This window comes from Sphaerisporangium sp. NPDC049457 (assembly GCF_055586705.1).
The window spans coordinates 1-23660 of the sequence record NZ_JBVJHR010000012.1; the positions used below are offsets into that span (position 1 = coordinate 1).

At 72.1% G+C, this 23660-nt stretch carries 21 protein-coding genes and 1 tRNA gene; 15 read left to right on the top strand and 7 right to left on the bottom strand.

What is annotated here, in order from left to right:
• Positions 1-179: 179 nt before the first annotated feature.
• The 4 genes from ACZ6QO_RS19475 (at position 180) to ACZ6QO_RS19490 (ending at position 2740) form a co-directional block, all read left to right on the top strand.
• On the top strand, positions 180-389 hold the full coding sequence (locus ACZ6QO_RS19475; RefSeq protein WP_465852895.1) for an SLATT domain-containing protein: 210 nt from the start codon (positions 180-182) through the stop codon (positions 387-389).
• Positions 390-474: 85 nt separating this feature from the next.
• Positions 475-1005, top strand: a complete 531-nt coding sequence (locus ACZ6QO_RS19480; RefSeq protein WP_465852446.1) for a hypothetical protein — start codon at positions 475-477, stop codon at positions 1003-1005.
• A 91-nt stretch (positions 1006-1096) separates the two neighbouring features.
• The gene (locus tag ACZ6QO_RS19485) at positions 1097-1456 is read left to right on the top strand and encodes a VOC family protein (protein WP_465852448.1); all 360 of its coding nucleotides are present in this window, start codon (positions 1097-1099) and stop codon (positions 1454-1456) included.
• Positions 1457-1855: 399 nt separating this feature from the next.
• Positions 1856-2740: a DMT family transporter gene (locus ACZ6QO_RS19490; protein WP_465852450.1), complete on the top strand. Its 885-nt coding sequence runs from the start codon at positions 1856-1858 to the stop codon at positions 2738-2740.
• Positions 2741-2755: 15 nt separating this feature from the next.
• Here the strand turns inward: ACZ6QO_RS19490 and ACZ6QO_RS19495 are convergent, their stop codons facing one another.
• On the bottom strand, positions 2756-3892 hold the full coding sequence (locus ACZ6QO_RS19495; protein ID WP_465852452.1) for an FAD-dependent monooxygenase: 1137 nt from the start codon (positions 3890-3892) through the stop codon (positions 2756-2758).
• Positions 3893-4253: 361 nt separating this feature from the next.
• Between ACZ6QO_RS19495 and ACZ6QO_RS19500 the strand changes: the two genes are divergently transcribed.
• The 4 genes from ACZ6QO_RS19500 to ACZ6QO_RS19515 all read left to right on the top strand — a co-directional run bounded on the left by ACZ6QO_RS19500 (position 4254) and on the right by ACZ6QO_RS19515 (position 9320).
• On the top strand, positions 4254-5246 hold the full coding sequence (locus tag ACZ6QO_RS19500) for a phosphotransferase family protein (RefSeq protein WP_465852454.1): 993 nt from the start codon (positions 4254-4256) through the stop codon (positions 5244-5246).
• Positions 5247-5283: 37 nt separating this feature from the next.
• On the top strand, positions 5284-6495 hold the full coding sequence (locus ACZ6QO_RS19505; RefSeq protein WP_465852456.1) for an acyl-CoA dehydrogenase family protein: 1212 nt from the start codon (positions 5284-5286) through the stop codon (positions 6493-6495).
• Positions 6496-6725: 230 nt separating this feature from the next.
• Complete coding sequence (locus tag ACZ6QO_RS19510; protein WP_465852458.1) at positions 6726-7931, top strand: acyl-CoA dehydrogenase family protein; 1206 nt, start codon at positions 6726-6728, stop codon at positions 7929-7931.
• A 147-nt stretch (positions 7932-8078) separates the two neighbouring features.
• Entirely contained in the window at positions 8079-9320 is a 1242-nt protein-coding gene (locus tag ACZ6QO_RS19515) for an acyl-CoA dehydrogenase family protein (RefSeq protein WP_465852897.1), read from the top strand.
• A 116-nt stretch (positions 9321-9436) separates the two neighbouring features.
• Here the strand turns inward: ACZ6QO_RS19515 and ACZ6QO_RS19520 are convergent, their stop codons facing one another.
• Positions 9437-10096: a TetR/AcrR family transcriptional regulator gene (locus tag ACZ6QO_RS19520; RefSeq protein WP_465852460.1), complete on the bottom strand. Its 660-nt coding sequence runs from the start codon at positions 10094-10096 to the stop codon at positions 9437-9439.
• Between the two features lie 224 nt (positions 10097-10320).
• Here ACZ6QO_RS19520 and ACZ6QO_RS19525 point away from each other — a divergent pair, with 224 nt between their 5' ends.
• Positions 10321-11085, top strand: a complete 765-nt coding sequence (locus ACZ6QO_RS19525) for a nuclease-related domain-containing protein (protein ID WP_465852462.1) — start codon at positions 10321-10323, stop codon at positions 11083-11085.
• Between the two features lie 251 nt (positions 11086-11336).
• Here ACZ6QO_RS19525 and ACZ6QO_RS19530 read toward each other — a convergent pair whose 3' ends face one another.
• Together ACZ6QO_RS19530 and ACZ6QO_RS19535 are read right to left on the bottom strand one after the other, a co-directional pair.
• A complete protein-coding gene (locus tag ACZ6QO_RS19530; protein ID WP_465852464.1) occupies positions 11337-12716 on the bottom strand; it encodes a vWA domain-containing protein in 1380 nt (459 codons plus the stop codon).
• A 114-nt stretch (positions 12717-12830) separates the two neighbouring features.
• Positions 12831-13697: an AAA family ATPase gene (locus ACZ6QO_RS19535; protein WP_465852466.1), complete on the bottom strand. Its 867-nt coding sequence runs from the start codon at positions 13695-13697 to the stop codon at positions 12831-12833.
• Between the two features lie 97 nt (positions 13698-13794).
• Here ACZ6QO_RS19535 and ACZ6QO_RS19540 point away from each other — a divergent pair.
• Positions 13795-13868, top strand: a tRNA-Lys gene (locus ACZ6QO_RS19540).
• A 201-nt stretch (positions 13869-14069) separates the two neighbouring features.
• Positions 14070-14567, top strand: coding sequence for a hypothetical protein (locus ACZ6QO_RS19545; RefSeq protein WP_465852468.1), 498 nt, complete (start codon positions 14070-14072; stop codon positions 14565-14567).
• Between the two features lie 81 nt (positions 14568-14648).
• Here ACZ6QO_RS19545 and ACZ6QO_RS19550 read toward each other — a convergent pair whose 3' ends face one another.
• Both ACZ6QO_RS19550 and ACZ6QO_RS19555 read right to left on the bottom strand, forming a co-directional pair.
• Positions 14649-15467, bottom strand: coding sequence for a sulfotransferase family protein (locus tag ACZ6QO_RS19550; RefSeq protein WP_465852470.1), 819 nt, complete (start codon positions 15465-15467; stop codon positions 14649-14651).
• A 199-nt stretch (positions 15468-15666) separates the two neighbouring features.
• Positions 15667-16983, bottom strand: coding sequence for an FAD-binding oxidoreductase (locus tag ACZ6QO_RS19555; protein ID WP_465852472.1), 1317 nt, complete (start codon positions 16981-16983; stop codon positions 15667-15669).
• A gap of 371 nt (positions 16984-17354) precedes the next feature.
• Between ACZ6QO_RS19555 and ACZ6QO_RS19560 the strand changes: the two genes are divergently transcribed.
• Both ACZ6QO_RS19560 and ACZ6QO_RS19565 read left to right on the top strand, forming a co-directional pair.
• Entirely contained in the window at positions 17355-17945 is a 591-nt protein-coding gene (locus tag ACZ6QO_RS19560) for an RNA 2'-phosphotransferase (protein WP_465852474.1), read from the top strand.
• Positions 17946-17950: 5 nt separating this feature from the next.
• Positions 17951-18496, top strand: coding sequence for an RNA polymerase sigma factor (locus ACZ6QO_RS19565; RefSeq protein WP_465852476.1), 546 nt, complete (start codon positions 17951-17953; stop codon positions 18494-18496).
• Positions 18497-18608: 112 nt separating this feature from the next.
• On the opposite strand, the gene ACZ6QO_RS19570 is transcribed toward ACZ6QO_RS19565, so the two are convergent.
• Positions 18609-19742: an alpha-hydroxy acid oxidase gene (locus tag ACZ6QO_RS19570; protein WP_465852478.1), complete on the bottom strand. Its 1134-nt coding sequence runs from the start codon at positions 19740-19742 to the stop codon at positions 18609-18611.
• 132 nt (positions 19743-19874) lie between these two features.
• Here ACZ6QO_RS19570 and ACZ6QO_RS19575 point away from each other — a divergent pair, with 132 nt between their 5' ends.
• The gene (locus ACZ6QO_RS19575) at positions 19875-21188 is read left to right on the top strand and encodes a cytochrome P450 (protein ID WP_465852480.1); all 1314 of its coding nucleotides are present in this window, start codon (positions 19875-19877) and stop codon (positions 21186-21188) included.
• 238 nt (positions 21189-21426) lie between these two features.
• A complete protein-coding gene (locus ACZ6QO_RS19580; protein ID WP_465852899.1) occupies positions 21427-23655 on the top strand; it encodes a SpoIIE family protein phosphatase in 2229 nt (742 codons plus the stop codon).
• The last annotated feature ends 5 nt before the right edge of the window (positions 23656-23660 follow it).

The following is a 23660-nucleotide window of genomic DNA, read 5'->3' on the forward strand; positions in this document are numbered from 1 at the left end:
GGTCACACTGGCGACGCCGACACCAACGCCACGCAAGCCGATGCCACTACCAGCGCAGATCCCAACGCTGATCTCAAAATGCCACTGGAGTACTAAATGAGAAATTATGAGCTGTTCGGCGGCTCACTCCCCGCGTATTGCCCTCAGGTGGCGCCTCATGATCTGGAGACCTGCCGGGCATCGTCGGCGCCGTCGCCGGCATCGCCTGGCTGCAGACCCGCCAGCATCAGCAGATCGCCACGTCGTACTCCATCGCCGCCCTGGAACTGGCCGATATCGTGTCGCGGGTGGAATGGCCTCGGACGGAGACCGAATGGGCCCATTTCGTGGACGAGTCCGAGGAGGCCATCGCCCGTGAACACATGCTGTGGTGGGGCTCGCGCAGCTGAGGGAGGCCGTTCGCCGGTGGCCCGGCACTCGGCCGCGCCTCTACTGACTGAGCCCGCTCCTCGCCGTCCCGCCTCCGGTCCGTCGGTGAACGGCCGTGTCAGCCCCGCCGCGAAGCTCTTCGGCGGCACGGCGGACGGCTGGCGACGTATCGCGGTGTCCGGGCACCGGGGCCTGCCGGCCGCGACCGCCGCGCTGGTCGAGCGCGCCATCCGCGGCATTCTGGCGCGGCACGCCCCCGCTGTCAGGGGGGTGTCCTGCCTGGCCGACGGCGCCGACCAGATCTTCGCCAGGGCGGTCGTCGACCTCGGCGGCTCGCTGGAGGCCGTCGTCTGCTCCGAGCGCTACCGCGAGGGACTGCCACCCGACGCCAGGGACGAGTACGACTCACTCATGACGGCCGCCGAGAAGGTCCACCGCCTCGGGTACGTCGAGTCCACCAACGAATCCCACATGGAGGGCGGCAAGCTCATTCTCGACCTGGCCGATGAGCTGTACGCCGTCTGGGATGGCAAGCCGGCCCGTGGCTACGGCGGCACCGCCGACGTGGTCGCGGAGGCACGCCGCCGAGGCATCCACGTCCACGTGATCTGGCCCGAGGGCGCCCGCCGCGAGTAACCCCCGAGGTGAGGCGGGCCGGTGGTCGCGGTCCTCACCGGATTTCCGTACCTGACATCGGGTGACAGGTATGACGTCCAGGATGGGGGTCATGACGACGAAAGCGACTCTCATCGCCGTGACCATCGACTGTGCCGAGCCCAAGAAGCTCGCCGAGTTCTATTCCGCCATCACCGGGTTCGAGGTGCAGTACGCCGAGGACGAGTACGCCGGCATCGGGGACGGTACGACGAGCATCTACTTCGGGCGGGTCCCCGAGCGCAAGCCGGCCGAGTGGCCGGGGCCGGACAAGCAGTTCCACCTCGACTTCCGGGTTCCGGACGTCGACAAGGCCGTCCAGGAGTACGTCGAGCTGGGCGCCACCAAGCCGGACCACCAGCCCGGCCAGGGATGGATCGTCCTCGCCGACCCCGAGGGCCACCTGTTCTGCGTGTGCCCCGAGCGCTCCTGACCCTGCGGGCGCTCCTGACCGTGTGCCGCGGGCGCTCCTGACGGGGGGCGGACGATCGGAGAACGGCCGCCGTGCGATCGGATTACGGCGGTCTTCTCCGGGCAGCGTAGGAGGCCATGGCCGCCAGTGGGGACCACCAGCGGAGCGGCGCGCGACCGCCGTCCGTGCGCGAAACCGCCGATGCCGCAGGCACTCCGCTCGCCGGAGGCGTGCACGCCGATCGCCCGGCGACCCCCGGCCCGCGGGTCGCCTCCGCCCGGCGGGTACCCCCTGATCATGGAGTGATGCCAGGAAGGGCGACCGCGTTCCTCGCATTTGTCCTTAAGCTGGCATGGTGCTCCCTCTGATGACCCCACCTGTGCTCCCCGCTGCCCGCGTATTGCCCTCAGGTGGCGCCTCATGATCTGGCTCGGCGTGTCCATCGCGCTCGTCGGAGCCCTGGGGTACGCGGGCGGCGCCGCCCTGCAGCAGTTCGAGGCCGTGCACGGGGGCGCCAACCTCAAGCTCATCAGAAGGCCGCGCTGGCTGATCGGCGGCGTCATCGGGCTGCTCGGCGCCGGCCTGCACGCCGTGGCGCTGAGCTTCGCGCCGCTGGTGCTGATCCAGCCGGTCAGCGTGGCGACGCTCGTGTTCGCCGTCCCGCTGGCGGCGGTCCTGCACGGCAGGCGTCCGCACAAGGCCGAGGTGCTCGGCTCGATCGCGGTGGCCGCCGGCCTGCTGGGGCTCATGCTGCTGATCCCGCAGAGCAACACCCGCCCCGTCCTGTCCACCCCGGCGGCGCTCGCGTTCCTGGCCGTCGTCGGCGCGGTGGTCGCGGTGTGCGAGGTCGCGTCGCGGCGCGCGCGGGGTCCGGCGAAGGCGCTGCTGCTCTCCATCGGCGCCGGGTCGGTGACCGCGTCGGTCTCCACGTTCGTCCGGGTCGTCGGCGGCGGGCTGGGCGGCGACCTGTCGCGGCTGGTCCACTGGTTCACGGTCGCCATCCCGGTGCTGCTGGTCTTCGCCATCGTGCTGCTGCAGAAGTCGTACGCCGTGGGCTACTTCGGCATCGCCTACGCCGGCGTCCAGGTGGTCGACCCGATCACCTCGGTGATCGCCGGAGCCGTGCTGCTCGGGGAGCCGCTGCCGACGGGGGTGGGCGACGTCATCCCGGCGATCATCTCGGCCGCCGTCCTGATAGCGGGGACGATCACGTTGAGCCGCCTGACGCCCGAGACCACCCAGGCCGTCTCCCCTCCGCACCCCGAACTCCCCGTTCCCGTCACCAGCCGGGCCGGCGCCAGGTAGGTCCCCGCCAGCGGGTCACGCGGGCGGGCGCCAGGTGAAGACGTCCTGGAACCGGCGCAGGGTCAGGTCATCGCCGAGGCGGCCGGTCAGCGCCATGGCCGCGTTCCTGGCGCCCACGGCCAGCGGGTTGGACCACTGGGTCATGCGGCACACGGCCCGCGACCTTCGCATGATCGTGGTGGTGCGGCGCAGCCTGGCCGCCGTGTAGGCGGGGAGGTCGTCCGCGAGGTGGGCGAGGACCACCGCGTCCTCGATGGCCTGGCACGCGCCCTGGCCGAGGTTCGGGGTCATCGCGTGGGCCGCGTCGCCGAGCAGCGCCACCTTGCCCGAGTGGTAGGCGGGCAGCGGAGCGGCCAGGCAGAAGATGTCGTGCCGCAGGATCGACTCCTCGCGCGCCGCCTCGATCAGCCGGGGGATCGGGTCGTGCCAGCCGCCGAACAACCTCGTGAGCTCGGCCTTGTGCGCGCCGCCGCCCGTCGCGGCGGCAGGGGACCGGGCGGGGACGGGCGCGGTGGCGTAGCAGTACACCAGGCCGCCTGCCATGGGCACCACGCCGAACACCTGGCCGTTTCCCCATGACTCGCTGCCGCGCGGCTCGCCCTCCGGCCGGTCGGCCAGCAGCCGCCAGGCCGTCACGCCGGAGTGCGCGGTCCCCGGATGCCGGGGGAACAGGGAGCGGCGCACGGCCGAGTCGATGCCGTCGGCCGCCACCACCAGGTCGGCCCGCAGGTCCCCGGCGCCGGTGGAGACCTGCCCGGTGCGCGGGTCGACGGCGTGGACGGTCGTGCCGAGGCGCAGCGCCGCGGGCGGCAGGCGGCTCGCGAGCAGGTCGACCAGCGTGGCGCGCAGCAGGATCACCGTCGGCTCGCCGAACCGCGCCAGGGCGGCGTCGGCGCTGGTGCGCAGCAGCCATCGACCCCGCTCGGTGCGTATGCCCGCCTCTCCCTGCATCGCCGACAGCTCGCGCACCTCGCCGCCCACGCCGATGGTGTCCAGGGCCCTGAGCGCGTTGGGGGCGATGGCGATGCCGGAGCCGACCGGTTCGATCGACGCGGCGCGCTCGCACACCGTGACCGACCACCCTCTGCGACAGAGCGCCGCCGCGGCGGTCAGACCGCCGATGCCACCGCCGACCACCACCGCATGGGACATGCCGCGCCTCCTTCGACTACATCCTCCCGCGACCTTGAACGGTACGGCGCTGGTTGGTCGCCTTCGGGGGAGGGGTGCCGTTCGACGCGGGCGCGGGCGTCGTCGCCGCGCTGGAGGACGTGCGCGCCGGGATGCGGGAACTGCTCCACGGCATGCTCGCCTGAGTCTCAGGCCCGCCGTGCCGTGGCTCGGCTCAGTTCTTGGCTTCTCGCGTCCATCACCCGGCTTCGCCGCGTCCGACCCTAGGCTGGAGGCCGTGGCGTGCTCGGACGTGCCGGGTGTGCCGGGGCCTCGTCGAGCGGTCGACAGGCATACCGGCCGGTCGGTACGCTCCATGGCACTGGGACGACTGGGGAGCGCGATGCCCGCACGAATCGACACAGGCCCGCCGGGCTTGGACCTCGGCCGTCTGAGAGACCATCTCGGCCGGCACGGGCTCGCCGAAGGCGCGCTGACCGCCGAGGTGATCCACGGAGGGCGGTCGAACCTGACCTACCTCGTGCGCGACGGCGGGCGCCGGTTCGTGGTCCGCAGGCCGCCGCTCGGGCACGTCCTGGCCACGGCGCACGACATGGGCCGCGAGTACCGCGTGATGACCGCGCTCCGCGACACCGGGGTCCCCGTCCCTCGCACGTACCTGCTGTGCGACGACCCCGAGGTCATCGGGGCGCCCTTCTACGTCATGGAGTACGTCGAAGGCGGCCAGCCCCCGGCGACGCCCGCCATCGAGGCCGAGCTGACCGACATCCTCGCCCGGCTGCACGCGCTGGACCCGGCCGCCGTCGGGCTCGCCGACTTCGGCCGGCCGGAAGGCTTCCTGGAACGCCAGGTCAACCGGTGGAAGCGTCAGCTCGACGCCTCACGCAGCCGGGAGATCCCCGGCATCGACCACCTCTACGACCGCCTCGCGCGCGCCGTGCCCGTCACCCAGCGCCACGCGATCGTGCACGGCGACTTCAAACTGGGCAACACGCTGATCGCCGGCGGGCGGGTGCGGGCCGTCCTCGACTGGGAGATGTCCACCCTCGGCGACCCGCTCACCGACCTGGCGCTGTTCCTCCTCTACGGCGACTTCGCGGCCCTGAACACCGGGGGACGGCCCGAGGCCGGCACGGCCGCCGCCTCGGCCGCGCCCGCGCTGGCGCAGCGGTACGCGGCCGGCGCCGGCCTTGAGGTGTCCCGCCTCGGCTGGTACCTCGGCCTGGCCTGCTTCAAGCTCGCGGTGATCTCCGAGGGCATCCATTTCCGCTATACCCAGGGCCTGACCGTCGGAGAGGGCTTCGACGAGATCGGCGGGCACGTCGCCCCGCTGGTGGCCCACGGACTGCACGCACTGGAGTCACTGGAGGGCTGATGCACTTCCCACACGCGCTCACGTCACTGGAGGGCTGATGGACTTCGCTTACGACAACACCACCGAGGACCTGCGCAAGCGGCTGCTCGAGTTCATGGACGAGTGCGTGTACCCGGCGGAGGAGGCCTTCGAGTGGCAGGCCGCGGAAAGCGGGTGGACCGCCCCGCCGATGCTGGAGGACCTCAAGGCCGAGGCGCGCGAGCGGGGCCTGTGGAACCTGTTCCTGCCCGGTGAGTACGGCGCGGGGCTGACCAACCTGCAGTACGCCCCGCTCGCCGAGATCATGGGCCGCAGCCCGCGCATCGCCCCGCCCGCCACCAACTGCGCCGCCCCCGACACCGGCAACATGGAACTGCTCGCCACGTTCGGCAGCGACCGGCAGCGCGACAGGTGGCTGCGGCCGCTGCTGGACGGCGAGATCAGGTCGGCGTTCGCGATGACCGAGCCGGAGGTCGCCTCCTCCGACGCCACCAACATCGCCACGTCGATCGTGCGCGACGGCGGCGAATACGTCATCAACGGCCGCAAGTGGTTCGCCTCCGGCGCGATGAACCCGCGCTGCGCCGTCTTCATCGTGATGGGCAAGACCGCCCAGGAGGGTCCCGAGCACCGGCGGCAGAGCATGGTGCTCGTGCCGCGCGACACCCCGGGCGTCACCGTCCAGCGCGGCATGAACGTCTTCGGCTACACCGACGGCGACCACGGCGGCCACGCCGAGGTGGTCTTCGAAGACGTCCGCGTGCCCGTGGACCACCTGATCGGCGAGGAGGGCGGCGGGTTCGCCATCGCCCAGGCGCGCCTCGGGCCCGGCCGCATCCACCACTGCATGCGCCTGATCGGCATGGCCGAGCGGGCGATCGAGCTGATGTGCCGGCGGGCCCTGTCGCGGGTCGCGTTCGGCAAGCAGGTCGCCCAGCAGGGGGTCGTCCAGGACTGGATCGCCGAGTCGCGGGTCAAGGTGGAGCAGCTGCGGCTGCTGGTCCTGAAGACCGCATGGCTGATGGACACCGTCGGCAACCGCGGCGCGCACACCGAGATCCAGGCCATAAAGATCGCCACGCCGCGCGAGGTGGAGTGGATCCTGGACAAGGCCATCCAGGTCCACGGGGCGGGGGGCGTCAGCCAGGACTTCCCGCTGGCCGGCCTGTGGGCGGCGGCCCGCACGCTGCGGCTCGCCGACGGCCCCGACGAGGTGCACAAGCGCTCGCTGGCCCGCCGCGAGCTCAAGAAGTACATGCCCGCGGAATGACCCCGCCCTCCGCCGGACGCCCGCGCCGCGCCGCTCCGGGTGACCGGCCCGTCTCCGGCGCGGTGAGAGGACAGAGGCGATGACATGCCGAGTGCGGCCACGCGGGCGGTGACATGCCGAGCGCGGACACGCGGGCGGTGACATGCCGAGTGGGAACACGCGGGCGGTGACGTGCCGAGTGGGAACACGCGGGCGGTGACGTGCCCGTCAGGGGCCGGCCCGGCCGTGACATGCCGGACGATCGAAGGGACCTTTCAGTGACTGTGGACGAGGCGGCGATCAAGGAGCGGGTGCGCGCGTTCCTTGCGGGGAACGACCCGGCCGCGACCGCGCCGCTCGACTTCCTGCGGGCGCGGTTCGACGCCGGGCTGGCCTGGGTGCACTTCCCCGAGGGCCTCGGCGGGCTGGGCGCGCGCCGCGAGCTGCAGGGCGTCGTGGAGGCCGAGCTGTCGGGCACCCCGCAGCTCGACGTCGGCAAGCTGGGCATCGGGCTCGGCATGGCGGCGCCCACGATCCTCGCCTTCGGCACCGAGGAGCAGAAGAAGCGCTTCCTGCGGCCGCTGTGGACCGGCGAGGAGATCTGGTGCCAGCTCTTCAGCGAGCCCGGCGCCGGATCCGACCTGGCGACGCTCGGCACCAGGGCCGTGCGCGAAGGTGACGAATGGGTCGTGGACGGGCAGAAGGTGTGGACGTCCGGGGCCCACCACGCCCGCTGGGCCATCCTCGTCGCCCGGACCGACCCGGACGTGCCGAAGCACCGGGGCATGACCTACTTCGTCTGCGACATGCACGCTCCGGGCGTGGACGTGCGGCCGCTGCGGCAGATCACCGGCGAGGCCGAGTTCAACGAGGTCTTCCTCACCGGCGTGCGGTTGCCCGACGACCTCCGCCTGGGGGAGGTGGGCGACGGCTGGCGCGTGGCCCAGACCACCCTCATGAACGAGCGCGTGGCCATCGGCGGCGCGCCCTCGCGACGCGGCGGAGGCGTGATGGGAGCGGTCGCCGAGACCTGGCGGCGGCGTCCGGAGCTGCGCACCCACGACCTGCACCAGCGCCTCCTCCGCCTGTGGGTCGAGGCCGAGGTCACCCGGCTCGCCGGGGCGCGGCTGCGCGAGCAGCTCGCCGCGGGGACGCCCGGACCTGAGGGCTCAGGGATGAAACTGGCCTTCGCCCGCCTGAACCAGGCGCTCTCCGGGCTGGACGTCGAGCTGCGCCGCGAAGAGGGCCTGCTGTACGACGACTGGACCTTCCGCAGGTCCGAGACGGTCGACTTCTTCGGCCGCGGGCCGGGATATCGATATCTGAGGGCCAAGGGGAACTCGATCGAGGGCGGCACCTCCGAGATCCTGCGCAACATCATCGCCGAACGGGTCCTCGGCCTGCCCGCCGAACCCCGCGTCGACAAGAACGTCCCCTGGAAGGACCTCCCCCGATGACCGCGGGCGGATCCGCCACAGGCCGGGACGCCGTCTCCGTCCGGGCCGAGGGCCATGAAGAGCGAGTGGGCGGCGCATGAGGACGGGCGCACGGACCGTGAGACGGGCCGCCGCCCGCACACTGAACGAGGAGTGGTGAGCGACCAGATGACACTGCTTTACTCCGAGGTCGAGGAGGAACTGCGGGCGGCCGTCCGCGACCTGCTGGCCGACCGGTGCCCGCCGTCCGCGGTGCTCGCCCGGGTCGAGAGCGCCTCGCCGTACGACGCCGACCTGTGGAAGGCGCTGGCCCGCGACATCGGCGCCGCCGGGCTGCTCATCCCCGAAGACCTGGGCGGCGCGGGGGCGTCCGCCCGCGAGGCGGCGGTCGTACTGGAGGAGCTCGGCCGCGCGGTCACTCCGGCGCCGTTCCTGACCAGTGCCGTCATGGCGACGTGGGCGCTGGTGGACTCCGGCGTCGGCGAGGCCCGCGACCTGCTCGCGGCCCTCGCGACGGGGGAGACCACGGCCGCCCTCGCCGTCTCGTTCGCCACCTCGCCGTACGCGCTCCCCTCACCGCCGACCGGCCTCGCGAGCACGCCCGGCGCACCCGGCGCACCCGGCGCGACCGGTGAGACGGACGCGGCCGATGCCGGCGCGGACCGTGCCGCCGGGGCGGTGCCGGCGGGCGTGCGGGCCGAGCGGGGCAGGCTGACCGGGCGGGTCACCGCCGTCGCGGGGGCCGAGGTCGCCGACGTGCTGATCGTGCCCGCCTCCGGCGTGCTGTACGCGGTGGACGCGGCCGACGCGACCGTCGAGCCGGTCACCTCCCTCGACCTCACCCGGCCGATCGCCACCGTGACCTTCACCGGCGCGCCCGGCCGGCCGGTCGCCGCCGACCTCGCGCCGCTGCGCGCGGCGCTGGAGATGGGCGCGGGACTGCTCGCCTCGGAGCAGCTCGGCCTGGCCGAGTGGTGCCTGACCACGACGCTGGCCTACGTCAAGGAGCGGCACCAGTTCGCCAGGCCGGTCGGGTCGTTCCAGGCGCTGAAGCACCGGCTCGCCGACCTGTGGATGGAACTCGTCCAGGCCAGGGCCGCGGCCCGCAACGCCGCCGACGCCCTCGCCTCCAGGGCGGACGCCCTCGCGTCCAGGGCCGGCGGCGGCGCCGGTCACGCGGACGAAGCCGCTCTGGCGGTCGCGGTCGCGCAGGCGTGGTGCGCGGAGGTGGCCGTGCACGCGGCCGAGGAGTGCCTGCAACTGCACGGAGGCATTGGGATGACCTGGGAGCATCCCCTGCATCTCGCCCTGAAGCGCGCCAAGGCCGACGAGATCGCGCTCGGTACCCCCGGCGACCACCGCGACGCCCTCGCCCACCTCGCCGACCTCCCCGCCCCGCTCACCGTCTGACCTCAGGCGCGAGATCCCTTCCCGACGCGGGCCCGCCCTCGCGCGTGGCACCGAGGGCCCCACGGAGACGTGCGGGCCCCTTCCGCCGGTCGCTCAAGGGCGGAGGGGCCGGTCGCTCAGGGGTGCGGAGGTGGTTGCTCAGGGCGGAGGGAGGCCAGGAGGAGGTCGGCGAAGTGGCGGCCGACCTCGCCGCCCGACAGAGGGCCGTTCGCGTGGTACCACGTGCCGAGGTGGTGGACCGAGCCGAAGAAGAAGTCGACCACGAGATCGGCGGGCACGTCCTTCCTGAACACCCCGGCGCGCTGTCCCTCGGCCAGCAGGTCGCGGAAACGCTCGTGGTAGCGCCGCCGCTCGGCCCGTACGGCCTTCTGCGTCTCGGGCGCGAGCTGGTGCATCGACCGGAAGAAGATCTTGGAGTCGTTCAGGTTCTCGATCGTGGTGGCGATCACGTCGGCCGCGGCGGCGTGGAGGCGTTCGCCGACCGGTCCGGGCGCGTCCGCGAACCTGTCCAGCCGGTCCATCTGCAGCCGCAGCACGCGGGCGTAGATCTCCTGGAGCAGGTCGTCCTTGGAGCCGAAGTAGTGGTACATCGCCCCCTTGGTGACTCCGGCCGCGGCCACGACCTCCTGCACCGACGTGCTCTCGAAGCCCTTCTCGGCGAACAGCCTCGTCGCCTCGGCGATCAGCCGCTGCCGTACGGGCTCGTCCGGCCTGGCGCCGTCGGCCGGTCGGTCCTGTGTCGTGGTGGCTGGTTGCCGGGCCCCGTTGCGCGCCATCTCGCACGCCTCCCCTGAATCGCGATGGCACCAGCATACCGACTGGTCGGTTAACTACCTGCGAAAACCCGACTTCCGGCGTGCTCTTTTACCCCCGCTCGCGAAAGTTCGCGTGCCCATGCTGTGTCGCGGATGTGTTAGTTCCGTTACCTTGAGAAAGTTGGAGCCCCGGCTTGGGTACTCCATAACGTAGTCGACTGAGCCCGAAATCGTGGGGGTTTCCGGTGCCCAATGGGTCCATCTACGTGCCGCAGGACGACAAGTTCAAATGGGGCTCACCTTCGGTGATGTACGAGCTCCGGTGGCGCGAGACAAGGTCGGAGCGCCGTCGTCGGCGCCACTTCATGGCGGGAGCGGGACTCATCCTGTTCACCGCCCTCGCCTTCTACCGCTCCTTCCCGATGCCCTTCCTCATCGGGCTGCTCGGCGGCGGCGGGGTCTGGGTGGCCGACGCGTTCGTCTCCTGGCGGATGTTCGAGGCCACCGCCGTCTGGCGCGGCAAGCGCAGCGGCGCCACCCGTACCGGGCGGGTGTTACGGCGCAGGCTCAGCAAGCACGGGTACCGCGTGCTCGACGGCCGCGCCGTGCCGGGCAAGGCGTCGATCGACCACCTCGTGATCGGTCCGGGCGGCGTCTGGATCGTCGACAACGAGGCGTGGCCGCCGGACACCCACATCGCCGCGTACGGCGGCAAGCTCTTCTTCGGCGAGCGATCCGGTACCCCGGTCGCCAAGGGGCTGGTGGACGCCGCCACGGCGATGGGAGAGCTGCTCTCGCGCGAGTCCGGCATCCCTGTCGACATCGCCCCTCTGCTGGTCGTGCACGGCGGCCGGGTGAAGGCGCCGTTCGTGACCGCCGAGGGCCTGACGCTGTTCCTGCCCCGCAAGGCCGCGCGGTGGATCCTCGGCGACGCGCACGTCGACCTGTCGGAGGAAGAGGTCGAGATCCTCGCCCGCACGGCGGCACGCATCCTGCGCAGAATGCCCTGACGCCCGGCCCATCGCGGAATGCCCCGACGTCCGGCCATGGCCGGCCGGAACTCAACTCGCCGCGCGAGCCCGAGCGGACGCAGGCCGGCCGCGCCCTGCCGGGTGACGGTGCGGTGACTGCTTCCGTGCGCCGGGTGCGCTTCCTCCCATCCGTCCGATGGGGGTGCTCCCATCGGCGCCGGGGCGGTGGACGGTGGATGTCGGCGCCGGTCTACGGCGGGGAGCCGGTGCACCGTTCGGGTCTCGTCGGGCTAGGCGAGTTCCTCGATGAAGGCGGCCAGCTGGGCCGCGTTGCGGCATTCGTGCATCGGGACCACGCCGCCGTAGGCGGTCGCCACCGAGTCGCCGGTGTCCCACTGCACCCGCGGCTCGGGGTTGAGCCAGTACGCGTGCCGCGCGGCGCCGGCGAGCCGCTTCAGGGTGGGCAGCGCCGGACGCTGGTAGTTCGACCGCGCGTCGCCCAGGATCAGCAGTGACGTCTTGGGCGTGATGGCGTCGGCGTACTTCTCGGCGAACCTCTCCAGCGCCTGCCCGTAGTCGCTGCGCCCGAAGCGGGTGATGTCCGCCTCCCTGGTCATCGCCGTGATCGCCTCGACGACGTCCGCGCCGGGCGTGAAGAACCGGGTGATCTCGTCCACGGTGTCCACGAAGGCGAACGCGCGCACCTTGGCGAACTGCTCGCGCAGGGCGTACGTCAGCAGCAGCGTGAAGTGCGAGAAGGCCGACACCGAGTCGCTGGCGTCGCACAGCACCACCAGCTCCGGCTTGTGCGGCCGGCGCGGCCGCATGTGGGTCGCGATCGGCACGCCGCCGGTGCTCAGCGACGCCCGCACCGTGCGCCGGAAGTCGAGCCGTCCCCGGTGCCCGTGCCTGTGCTTGATCGTCAGGCGGGTGGCCAGGCGGCGGGCCAGCGGGTGGACCTCGCGCCGCAGCCGGGCCAGGTCGGCCTTGGTGACCCGCAGGAAGTCGATCTGGTCGATCGGCGGCCGCACCGTCGCCTTGGCGATCTTCTCCACGCCCGAGTCCTCGGCGATGCGCCTGCGCACGTCCGACGCCACGGCCTCCTCGAAGCCGGTGATGCCGTCCGACAGCCGCCGGCGGGCGACCTTCTCGGCCAGGCCGCCGCGCTCCTGCCCGCGAAGCGCCTCGTTGAGCATCCCGGCCATGAGCGTGCCGGGGGACAGGGCGCCCAGCACCGAGTAGGAGAACCAGTTCTGCCGTCCCGGTGCGGCCGGCCGGCGTCCGAACCGCTCGACCATGGCCCGCACGAACACGCCGAAGGCGGGGTCGCCGGTCGCGCCCGCGTCGGCGAGCAGCAGCTCGGCGAGCCGGGCGCGCAGCTCGGCCACCTCGGCCCGCTCCAGGTCCGGCCCGGCCTGCTCGGTCCCCGCGCCGGGGCTCGGGCCGCCGGTCACCGGCGGGAACCACAGGTCGAACAGCGTGTCGAAGGCCGGCCGGTACGCCGGGCGCTTCACCAGCGTCGCCGCGTACGCCTCGCGCAGCGTCTCGCGTTCGGCCAGCTCGACCACCTGGAGCGCGCGAACGGCGTCCAGCCCTTCGGCCGGCGACACCGGCACCCCGGCCCCGCGCAGCGCGTCCAGGAACCGCACATGCCTGTCCAGCAACGACACCCTGTCCCCCTGTGTTCGTCTCGCCGTGCTCGCCCCGGCGGGTGCGCGGGGCCTTCGCAGCGGGTTCGGCGGCTTCGCGCGGCGCGGGCCTAGGCCCCTTCGCGCGGCGCGGGCCTAGGATCCGGCGAGGCCCAGTTCCTTGACCGCCCGGGTCTGGTCGGAGGCGTGCTTGAGCACCACGCCCAGCGTCCCCGCCGTCGTGGCCTCGTCGAGATCGGAGCGTCCCAGCGCGAGCAGCGTGTGGGCCCAGTCGATGGTCTCGGCGATCGACGGCGACTTCTTCAGCTCCAGCGCGCGCAGCGTGGCGACCGTGCGGGCGAGCTGCTCGGCCAGCGAGGCGGCGATGCCGGGCACCTGGGCGACGACGATGTCCCGCTCGCGTTCGGGCGACGGATAGTCCAGGTGCAGGTACAGGCAGCGCCGTTTCAGCGCCTCCGACAGCTCCCGGGTCGCGTTCGAGGTCAGCACGACGTACGGCCTGCGGATGGCGGTGATCGTGCCCAGTTCGGGGATGGTCACCTGGTAGTCGGACAGGATCTCCAGCAGCAGGCCCTCGACCTCGACGTCGGCCTTGTCGATCTCGTCGATCAGCAGCACGGTCGGCCCGGTGCGCCTGATCGCCTTCAGCAGCGGCCGCTCCAGCAGGAACTCCTCGCTGAAGATGTCGTCGTGGGTCTCCTCCCACGCCTGCCCGCCCGCGGACTGGATGCGCAGGAGCTGCTTCTTGTAGTTCCACTCGTACAGCGCCCGCGCCTCGTCCAGCCCTTCGTAGCACTGCAACCGGATGAGCTCGGCGCCCGTGGCCTGGGCGACGGCCTTGGCGAGCTGCGTCTTGCCCACTCCGGCCGGCCCTTCGGCCAGCAACGGCTTGCCCAGGGCGGCGGCCAGGAAGACCGGCGTCGTGATGCCGTCATCGGCCAGATAGTCCACGGCCGCGAGCCGTTCCCCGGCATCGGCGGGCGAGGTGAACCACGACGTCATCGGCGCTCCCGTCAGTGACCCGAATGATGTTCTACTCTAACCCGGTCGACAGGTACGAAGTGGCTCACAAGGTGCGCTAATCTTGTCCTGCTTCCAAGCGCCGCTAGCTCAGTTGGTTAGAGCAGCTGACTCTTAATCAGCGGGTCCGGGGTTCGAGTCCCTGGCGGCGCACAGCACATGCGCACAGCGCATCCCTTGATCACCAGGGATGCGCTGTTCGTGGTTCAGGCACCGGTTCCGGCCGATTGATCCCCTGGCCGATTGCTCCCCCGGCCTGGGTGGGCGAGGTTCTCGCGCGGTCGTCCCACGTGAGAAGCCGCCTCGGTCGTACGCGACGCCGAGGCCGAAAGCGTGGCCAGGGAAGTGAGAGCGATGGCGATCGGCACCCCCTTCTCGGCGGAGTTCGCGCCAGGCCGCGGTCTGCTCCTGCCTGAACCCCTGCCTCCACTGCTGCTCGGCGCCACGTTCCCCGAGGCTCGTGAGACCTTGACACGAGTCGCCCAGGCCGTCGGCGCTCCCGGCCCATCGCACCTGCTCGGTAACGGCTTCGGCGTCACACTCGGGAGCGGCCGCGTCTCCGTCATCTGCGTCGACTATCTGGACGATGGCATCGAGCGCGTCGGTGAGATCACGGTGACAACCGGGATCCCCGCCGCACTGAACGGCTTCGACCTGCTCGGCGACCCGGCCGAGGACGTTCTCTGGCTCCTGGACGAACTGGACGTCCCGGTCAGGCGTCTCGGCGCCATCCAGTGGCTGCTTCCCCGCGAGCTGATCACGCTGCTCCGCCTGGAGCCCGAAGGCCCCTTCTCCCACGCCGGCCTCTGGACCCCCGCCTACTTCACCCAGCGAGACCGCTGGCGATTTTGAATCCCGTCCTTGGAGGCGAACATTCACGTCAGCATCGGCCGATGACCTGGGCACTTTCCACTCGGTGGGGGGCGTCCACGGTCATGTCGGCGTCCGGTAGCCGCAGGCGTCGATGAGCGAGCGCATCTGGGGCCGGTCGAGCAGGTCACGCAGGGACGTCGGCAGCGTGTGCCATTCCCGCAGGTCGCGGGGCAGGTGGGCGAAATCGTCGCCGACGTGTACGCGGGTGGCGAGCACCTCCGGGTCGAAGGCCCCGGGGTGCAGGCCGGTGTGCCGTGCGATGAGTTCACAGGTGCCCCCGGGATCGGCGACGAGATCCTCGTAGCGCAGGCGCAGTACCGGTGGTCCGTCCTGCGGGGGTGCGAGGAAGTCCTGCGCGACGCGCTGCCAGTTCATCATCGCGTCCTCGGTCAGCTGTCGCGTCCAGCGGCCGTTGGTCTTGCGCTCCCACTCGTCCAGACTGCGCAGGATGGCCCGTGGGTCGCGGATGAGCAGGATGACGGCCAGGCCGGGATAGAGCACCTGCAGGCGGCGCACGTCGGCCAGGGTGTAGCGCACCTCCTTCAGCCCCCAGATGGGACGGCCGAGGCGGGCGGCGGGCTCGACGTACAGGGTGTCGACGAAGCGGCGGAGCGCGAGCAGGATCAGATCGCGGTCGGGCGTGAGGTTGGCCATCCAGCTCTGGTACGAGCGTTGCGAGAACTCCACGCGGGCGTCTCCGCCCAGCTCGTGCGACCAGGACAGCAGGCTGTCGGCGGCTTCGAGGATGCGGCCGAGCTGCCCGCCGTGCTCGCCCCAGATGAGGACGCCCGGATGGGAGGTCAGCAGGCGCTGCAGGAGCGTGCTCCCGCAGCGCTGACCGGCGGCGAGGACGACCAGTGGCGTGTGCGGTGTGGTCATCACCCCTCTGTACCGGCCGAAGGACGCGGGGCGACATCGTCCGCGAGACGATGCGACATCGTCCCTGAGACGATCCGCCCCTGCGCCTCTCGCCGTGGACCGCGGTGCCGCCCCGCGGCGACCCGACCGGCCCGCCGGCCGCCCGATCGACCTGACCAGCCCGCGAACGATCGACCGGTCGCGGGCGGGCCTGGTGAGATCAGCCGGTCGCCGGGGGGATGTTCTGGTTGAGGTGGAAGAAGTTGGTCGGGTCGTACTCGGCCTTGATCGCCCGCAGCCGGTTCCAGGTCTCGCCCGGGTAGGCGTCGCGGACGCGGTCGGGGCTCTCGTCGCCGAGGAAGTTGACGTACGCGCCCGAGTCGCTCTGCCGGATGGCCGCCATGAAGTCGGCGACCCACGCCTCGCGGACGACCCGCTCCTCGGGGCCGTCGTAGAACGCGGCGACGTTCACCATGATCTTGCTGTCGCGGTGCGCGAACGCGGTGGCGTCGGCCGGCACGCGGGTCACCGCTCCGCCGAGCACCCGGAGCTGGATGGCGCGCATCGAGGCGTCGGAGGACTCCAGGAAGGACAGGATCGTGTCGGCCATGTCGCGGTCGACGCCGTCCATGAACATCGTGGACGCCACCGCCGTCGGCTGCTCCCCGTGCTCCTCCGGCGGGAACATGCCCGAGTAGGGGATGCGCTGGATGAAGTCGGCGAGCGGCGTGGCCAGCGCGCGGAACGGCGCGAGGACCCGGTCGCCGTCCTCCTCCGGGCCGGAGTGGACCAGGAAGGCCAGCAGGATCATGGTGCCGTGCAGCTCCTCCGGCAGGAACGGCATCGGGGGCGCCGGCATGACGTTCGCGATCGTCGACAGCTCCTCGGGCGCGGCCTCCGCCTCGGCCATGAACCCGGCGATGACCTCGGACGTCGCCGGCAGCACCAGGATCCCGCCGAGGACCGACGACAGCGGGTACAGCTTGAAACGAAGGCGGGTGACCACGCCGAAGTTGCCGCCGCCGCCGCGGATGGCCCAGAACAGGTCCGGGTGGTCGCGCTCGTCGGCGAGGAGCACCTGGCCGTCCGCGGTCACGACCTCGGCGGCCAGCAGGTTGTCGATGCTGAGTCCGTGCTTGCGGACCAGGAATCCGATGCCGCCGCCCAGGGTGATCCCGCCGATGCCGACCGAGCCGGTGTCACCGAAGCCGGTCGCGAGGCCGTGGGCGCCGGCCGCGACGGTGTAGGCGCCGGCGGTCGCCCCGCCCTGGGCCCACGCGGTGCGCCCCTCGACGTCGATCTCGATCTCGGACAGGTCCTGGAGGTCGAGCACGATGCCGCCCTCGGTGACGCTGTGTCCGGCGTTGCTGTGGCCGCCGCCCCGGACGGCCAGTTCCAACCCCGCCTCACGGGCGAAGGTGACGACCCGCACGACGTCGTCGACGTCGGCCGGCCGGACGACGGCCACCGGCCGGCGGTCGAAGCCGCCGTAGACCTTGCGCGCCTCGTCGTATCCGTCGTCATGGGGCTCGATCACGCTGCCGCTGAGAACGGTACGAAGGTGCGAAATCGTGTCAATCGACACATTCACCGACATAAGGATTAACCCCTTCGAAGCGGCCTCTTGAACTCGCCGCTGGTCGCTGACAGAGAGCGCCGTACTCACGTTCCGGCGATGACGGAGTCATCGATCCAGGCATTCACCTTCAGGCAGGATTTCGTCCGGCGCATTCGTCCCACAACCCGGATAGGGGTGGGGTCGGGGTGGGGGCGCGGACCTTCGTCAAAGGGGCGTATCCGTCTTTCCGGCGGTCCCGGTGACCGTGCGCCCGCCGAGCGGTGCATCCCGGGACGCGCGAGATCAACTCGGTTGGCCGCAGGCCCGCGCGTCAGGGAGACTTGGCGGTGATGGATGAACGACGAAGGGTACGGGTCTCCAAATACCTGGCCAAACATCTGCGGCACGAACCGGAGCGCATCGGGCTCAGCCTGGACGCGAACGGCTGGGCCGAACTCGACGCGCTCCTGCGGGCGGCCGACGCGCACGGTTTTTCGATCACGATGCCAGAAGTGGAGCACGTGGTCGCCGCCGACGACAAACGACGTTACGTCCTCAAGGACGGGCGAATCCGCGCGAATCAGGGGCATTCGGTGCCGGTCCAGCTCGACCTGCCGGTGGCCGAGCCGCCCGCGACCCTCTACCACGGCACGGTGGCCCGCAACCTGGCCCCGATCCGCGAGCAGGGGCTGTGGCCGATGAGCCGCCACCACGTCCACCTGTCGCCCGACCGGGAGACCGCGACCCGGGTGGGCGCCCGCCGGGGCGTCCCGGTCGTGCTGGTCGTGGACGCGGCCGCCATGCACGCCGCCGGCCACGCGTTTCACGTCAGCGCGAACGGCGTATGGCTGGTAGACCACGTTCCGCCCGGCTTCCTGATCTTCCCCGATGACGGCGGATTTCAGGCCGATGAACCCGGAGAGCGGTCCAGCGCGTCGTAGCCACTGTGCACCCGTCCGATGAGTCGCTCATCGAGAGCATGGCGTCCGGGGACCAGGACGCGACGTCCGCTCTCGTACGGCGGTTCCACGCACGGGTGTACGGGCTGGCGCTCGGGGTGGTCGGCGACCCCGGGCTCGCCGAGGAGGTGGCCCAGGACGCCTTCGTGCGGGCCTGGCGGCACGCGGCCACCTACGACGCGCGCCGCGGGCGCGGGGCCACCTGGCTGCTGACCATCACCAGGAACGCCGCGGTGGACGCCGCCCGCCTGCGCCGCGACCTGCCGATAGAACCCGAAGGCATCCGCGCCCGGCCGTTCCCCGCGATCCGGGACGCGACCGATCATGACAGGACCGAGCGGCTGGCGCTGCGCCTGCGAGGCCTCCCGCCCGAGCAGAGCAGGCTCGTCGTGCTGTCGGTGGGCTACGGGTTCACGGCCAAGGAGATCGCCGAACGTGAGGGGATACCGCTGGGCACGGCGAAGACCCGGATCAGGCGCGGCCTGGCACGGCTGCGCCGCGAGCTCGGAACGGTGAGCGACGCCGCCGGGTGACGGGGGCGGTCAACGCGTGAGGTTGGACGGGCGGTCATGCGCGGGTGACGTGGGCGGTCATGCGCCGGGTGACGCGGGTGGTCGCGTGCCGGGGCCGCGCCGGCCGCTTCGATCACTTCCAGGACACGCCGCCGAGCAGGTCCGCGGTCACCTCGGCGGGCGCGGCCGCGCCGCAGAGCGTCAGCGCGTTCGCCAGCTCGTTCCCCAGCAGTTCGAGGACCCGTGCCACGCCCGCCTGGCCGGCGACCGCCAGCCCCCACAGCACCGGACGCCCGATCGCCGCGGCTGCGGCGCCGAGCGCGAGCGCCTTGACCACGTCGGTGCCGCGCCGCACCCCGCCGTCGACCAGCAGCGGCACCGTCCCGCCCACCGCCTCGGCGATCAGCGGGAGCCGGTCGGCCGAGGCCGCGGCGGTGTCGAGCTGGCGGCCGCCGTGGTTGGAGACGACGAGCCCGTCGGCGCCGTGCTCGACCGCGAGGCGCGCGTCCTCGGGGTGGAGCACGCCCTTCAGCACGATCGGCAGCGAGGTCGTCCGCCTCAGCCAGTCGATGTGCCACCAGGAGATCTCCGGCGACAGCACGACCTGCCGCGCGTCGCCCTCCTCGCCCATGTTGGCGCAGTGCATGCCGGCGGGCAGGTCGTGGAAGTGGTTGCGGTCCGCGCGCTCGTTGCGGCCGAGGGCGGGGGAGTCGACGGTGACGACCAGCGCGCGGCAGCCCGCGTCCTCGGCGCGCCGGACGAGCGACGTGGTGAAGTCCAGGTCGGGCTGGATGTACAGCTGGAACCACAGCTTGGGCCCGCAGGCGGCGATCCGCTCGATCGTGACCGTGGAGAGCATCGCGGCGATCATGATGACGCCGGCCTCGGCGGCGGCGCGGGCCGTCGCGAGCTCGGCGTCGGGGTGGGCCAGCCGGTGGAACGCCGTCGGCGCCAGCAGGACGGGCATGGACGCGCTCTGCCCGAGCACCTCCACCTCCAGCCTGGGGGCGCCTTGGCCGCGCAGGACGCGCGGGACCAGGGTGTGGCGCCGGAACGCCGCCTCGTTGGCGGCCACCGTGACCTCGTCCTGGGCGCCGCCCGCGAAGTAGTCGTAGTACACCGGGTCGAGCCGCGCGCGGGCGGCCTGCTCGAAGTCGCGGAGGTTGACCGGCGCCCACGCCGTCTCACGCGTCGTCGGCGCCGCCTCGTGCGGCTCCCGGTTCGCCCCGGCGAGGTCCGGCGCGGGCGGGAGGTCGGGACCGCTCACGCCCGCCGGTCCCGAACTGATCGCAACATGATCCATGCCGGTTATACGAATCCCCACACATCTGGAGATTCACGACGAATCCCTCAAGACTCTCTTTTGCGTATAACTGGCACCTCGAGGGATGGGAAAGTCGTGATCGTACTCTTCTCGCTTCTGCTCCTGGCGCTGTTCCTCAGCCTGCCCTACTGGCTGCCCCGCGCGGTCGTCGCGCTGCGGATCTGGCTGTTCGCCCGCGTCAACGGGGCCGAGGGGATCACCGTGCCCGGCGACCGGTTCGGTCCCTCCCGATTCATGGAGATCTACTCCCACCCCGCGGCGGACGGCCGCAGCCGGGGCGCCGCGCTGTCGGACCTGTTCTGGTACTGGCTGTCGCCGGGCCCGGAGCTCCACCAGGAGCACCTGGAACCCGGGCCGCGCTACGACCAGGTCGCGCGCTGCACCCGTGCCATCCTCAGGATGCCGAGCCGGACGGCCGACGACCTGGCCGTGCGAAGCGTGGCGGCGGCGCTGCCCGACCACACCGGCATGGTGCGGCTCCGCGACCTCGTCATGCCCGTCTGGGCTGATCTGTACTACCGGGTGGTCTTCGCCGCGCCGTGCCCGGACGACGTCCGCCGCATGATCGTGGCCAACGCCGACGACGTCGTCACCGCGCTCAAGTGCTGCGGCCTGCGGCACATGGGACGCCGGCTCCGGCTGACCGACCACCTCGAACGCGTGCTGGACGAGGTGCCCCACGAGCTTCCGGGGTCGCTGTCGCGCCGGGAGCGCGCGCTGTACCTGCACGGCACCTTCTTCACCACCGCCGTGGTGCAGAGCTCAGAGGCGACGGCGCACGTGCTGATGATGCTCGCGCGGCACCCGGAGATCCAGCGCCAGGCGGCGGCGGACGAGAAGCTGCTCGCCCACGTCATCGAGGAGACGCTGCGCGTCTTCCCGCTCTTCGGGATCGCCCACCGCATCACCTCGGCCGACATCGCGCTGGAGGAGGGCGAGACCATCCCGGCGGGCTCGGTGGTCTGTTTCGACTACCAGGAGTTCCAGCGTTCGGGATACCGCGACCCCGACACCTTCGACCCGTTCCGGGAGGAACGCCCGACGTACATCCCGTTCGGGGTGGCGGCGAACCGGCCCTGCCCCGCCTGGCACCTCGCCCCGCTGACCGTCCAGGGTGTCGTCAGGGAACTGCTCACCCGTTTCGAGTTCGCGACCTCGGCCGGGCACACCCGCTCGCTGCCGAACCGGGGCCCCTGCCTGGTGACTCCACGCCCGGCGGCCCACGGGCGGCCGCGCCGCGCGGCGCTGGCGGCCATGCGGCTGCGCGACCGGTGGGAGGACGTGTGGCGCAGCCTCGTCCAGCTCTTCCTCGGCACCTTCATGGTCTGGCACGCCCGCCGCCTGCGCCTGTGCGCCCGGTACTTCGCCTCGGAGGAGGGCAGGGCGTAGGGCGGCCCCGCGACGGGCCGAAGGTGCGCTTTGGGCTCCTTGACCTGCGCCGATAGAGTGTGCTTGTACGCCCGCCGGGCCGTCGGACCTGCGTCGGGCCGCGGCACCGGTAGGCCGGGCCGTGGGGGCCGGGTACGGGTGTCGCCGCGCATAAGAGCCAAGGGAGCGGACCACGCTCGAACATCGCCGGCACGTCTCTCGCGTCCCGCCGTCCACCGGAGCCGGGCGGGACGCACTGATCGGCGCGGCCCTGAGCCGCGCGGTCCGCGAGATAGGCGCCTACTCGGGCGCCGTCTACCTGCCCGACCGCGATGGGCTGCATCTGTCCGCGACCGTGATCTGCGGCGCGCCTCCGTCGATCTTCACGATGCCCGATCGCATGGCGATGGACAGCCTCTACGCGACGCCGACGGCCTACCGCACCGGTCGGCCGGTGAGCGCGGGCCTGCCCGGGGAGACCCACCCGAACGCGCAGCTCGTGCCGCTGATCCCGTTCGCGTACTCGGTGGTCGCGGTCCCGCTCGTCGCGGGGGAGCATCGCGTCGGAGCGCTCACCCTGGCCTGGGTGCCCCCGCGCGGGGAACGGTTGCCGGACGCCGACATGCGCCGCCTGCGCGGCATCTGCCGCACTCTGGCCCGCGACCTGGTCGGCCTCGCCACCCGCGGCACGTCCCTGCTGGCCACCCGCTCGCCGGTGGTCGTGCCGCTGTACGACAGCGTCGGCCACGAGCCGGCGTGGGGTCTGGCGGGAGTCCCCGGCTCGATCGGCCTGTCGCTCATGTACCAGGTGTACAAGCTGTCCGGGGCGCTCAACGAGGCGTGCGGCCTGCCGGAGATCGTCAGGACCGCCGGGCAGCGGATCATGTCCCCGTTCGGCGGCTCCTGCTTCGCCCTGGCCACCATCAACGAGGGCCGGCTGCGCCTGGCCGGCCAGGCCAACTGCGAGGCGGAGCTGAGTGAGGAGATCCGCGGCGTCGCCCTGAACCGGTCCACGCCCTACACCGACGTGATCCGCACCGGCCGGCCGCTGTTCTTCAACGACAGTGACGCCCTGCTCCGCGACTATCCGGATATGACGGGCGGCGGCGTCCAGTCCATGGCCGTGCTGCCGATCGGCCCGTGGGCCACGCCACTCGGCAGCTGCATCATCGGCTTCGACGAGCCGCGGCGGTTCGGCGCAGGCGAGCGCGCCGTCCTGCTGATGATGACGGGCCTGCTCGGCATGGCGGTGGAGCGGGCGCAGCTCGGCGAGAACGAGCGGGCTCTCGCCCAGGGACTGCAGAAGAGGCTGCTGCCGCGCACGCTCGCCGAGCTGCCGCAGGTGATCACCACCGCCCGCTATCTGTCCGCCTCCACCTGCACCGAGGTGGGCGGCGACTGGTACGACGCGTTCTGCCTGCCCGGAAACCGCATCGGCCTGGTGGTGGGCGACGTCGAGGGGCACAACATCGACAGCGCGGTGATCATGGGCCAGCTGCGCAGCGCGCTGCGCGCCTACGCGACCGAGGGGCACGACCCGGCCGCGGTGCTGGCGAGATCCAGCGACCTGCTCGCCGATCTCGACACCGACCTGCTCGCCACCTGCTGCTACGTGCGCATGGACCCCGAGACCGGCGTCGCGGAGATCGCGCTCGCCGGGCACCCCGTGCCGCTGGTCTGCGAGGCGGGCGGCACGGTCACCGTGCCGGAGGTCCCGGCGAACGTGCCGCTGGGGGTCCCGCTCACCGGAGCGCACCGCACGGCCGAGATCGGCCTCCACCCGGGGACGCTGCTGATGCTCTACACCGACGGGCTCGCGCAGTCGGTCACCGGCGATCCGGTGCACGGGGCCCGCGTACTGCTGGACTCGATCGAGGAGTTCGACGACGACTCGCTGGACAGGCTCGCCGACCGGCTCATCGCCGTCGCCCCGGACCGCGAGGCGCGCCGGGACGACATCGCCGTCCTGCTCGCCCGCTACGAGGGCAACCCGTGCGGCGAGCACTGCCGCATCGACCGCCTGGCCATCCAGCGGCACGACCTGCAAGGGGTCAGGGCCGCCCGCAGGTTCGTCCGGGCGCACCTGCGCGAATGGGGCATGGACGCGCTCGCCGACGATCTGGAGGTGATCGTCTCCGAGGTGGTCACCAACGCGCTCATCCACGCCGACAGCGACGTGGAGGTGCGGCTGCGCGAGTATCCCGACCGCGTCCACCTGGAGGTCAGGGACACCGACACCAGCCCCGCCGTGCCGACGCCGATCTTCGTCTCCGACGAGGCCAACGCGGAGGCCGAGCACGGGCGGGGGCTGGTGATCGTCGGGCTGCTGGCCACGACGTGGGGGAACTCGCCCAGCGGCCGCGGCAAGACGGTCTGGATCGACATCGCCACCGAGGAACAGCCGATGTTCGGCATCGGCGGCGAGGTGGGCTCCGACGACGGCGGCTACACCGCCGAAGAGGCCGCCATGCGCGTCGAGCGGGAGTGAACCGC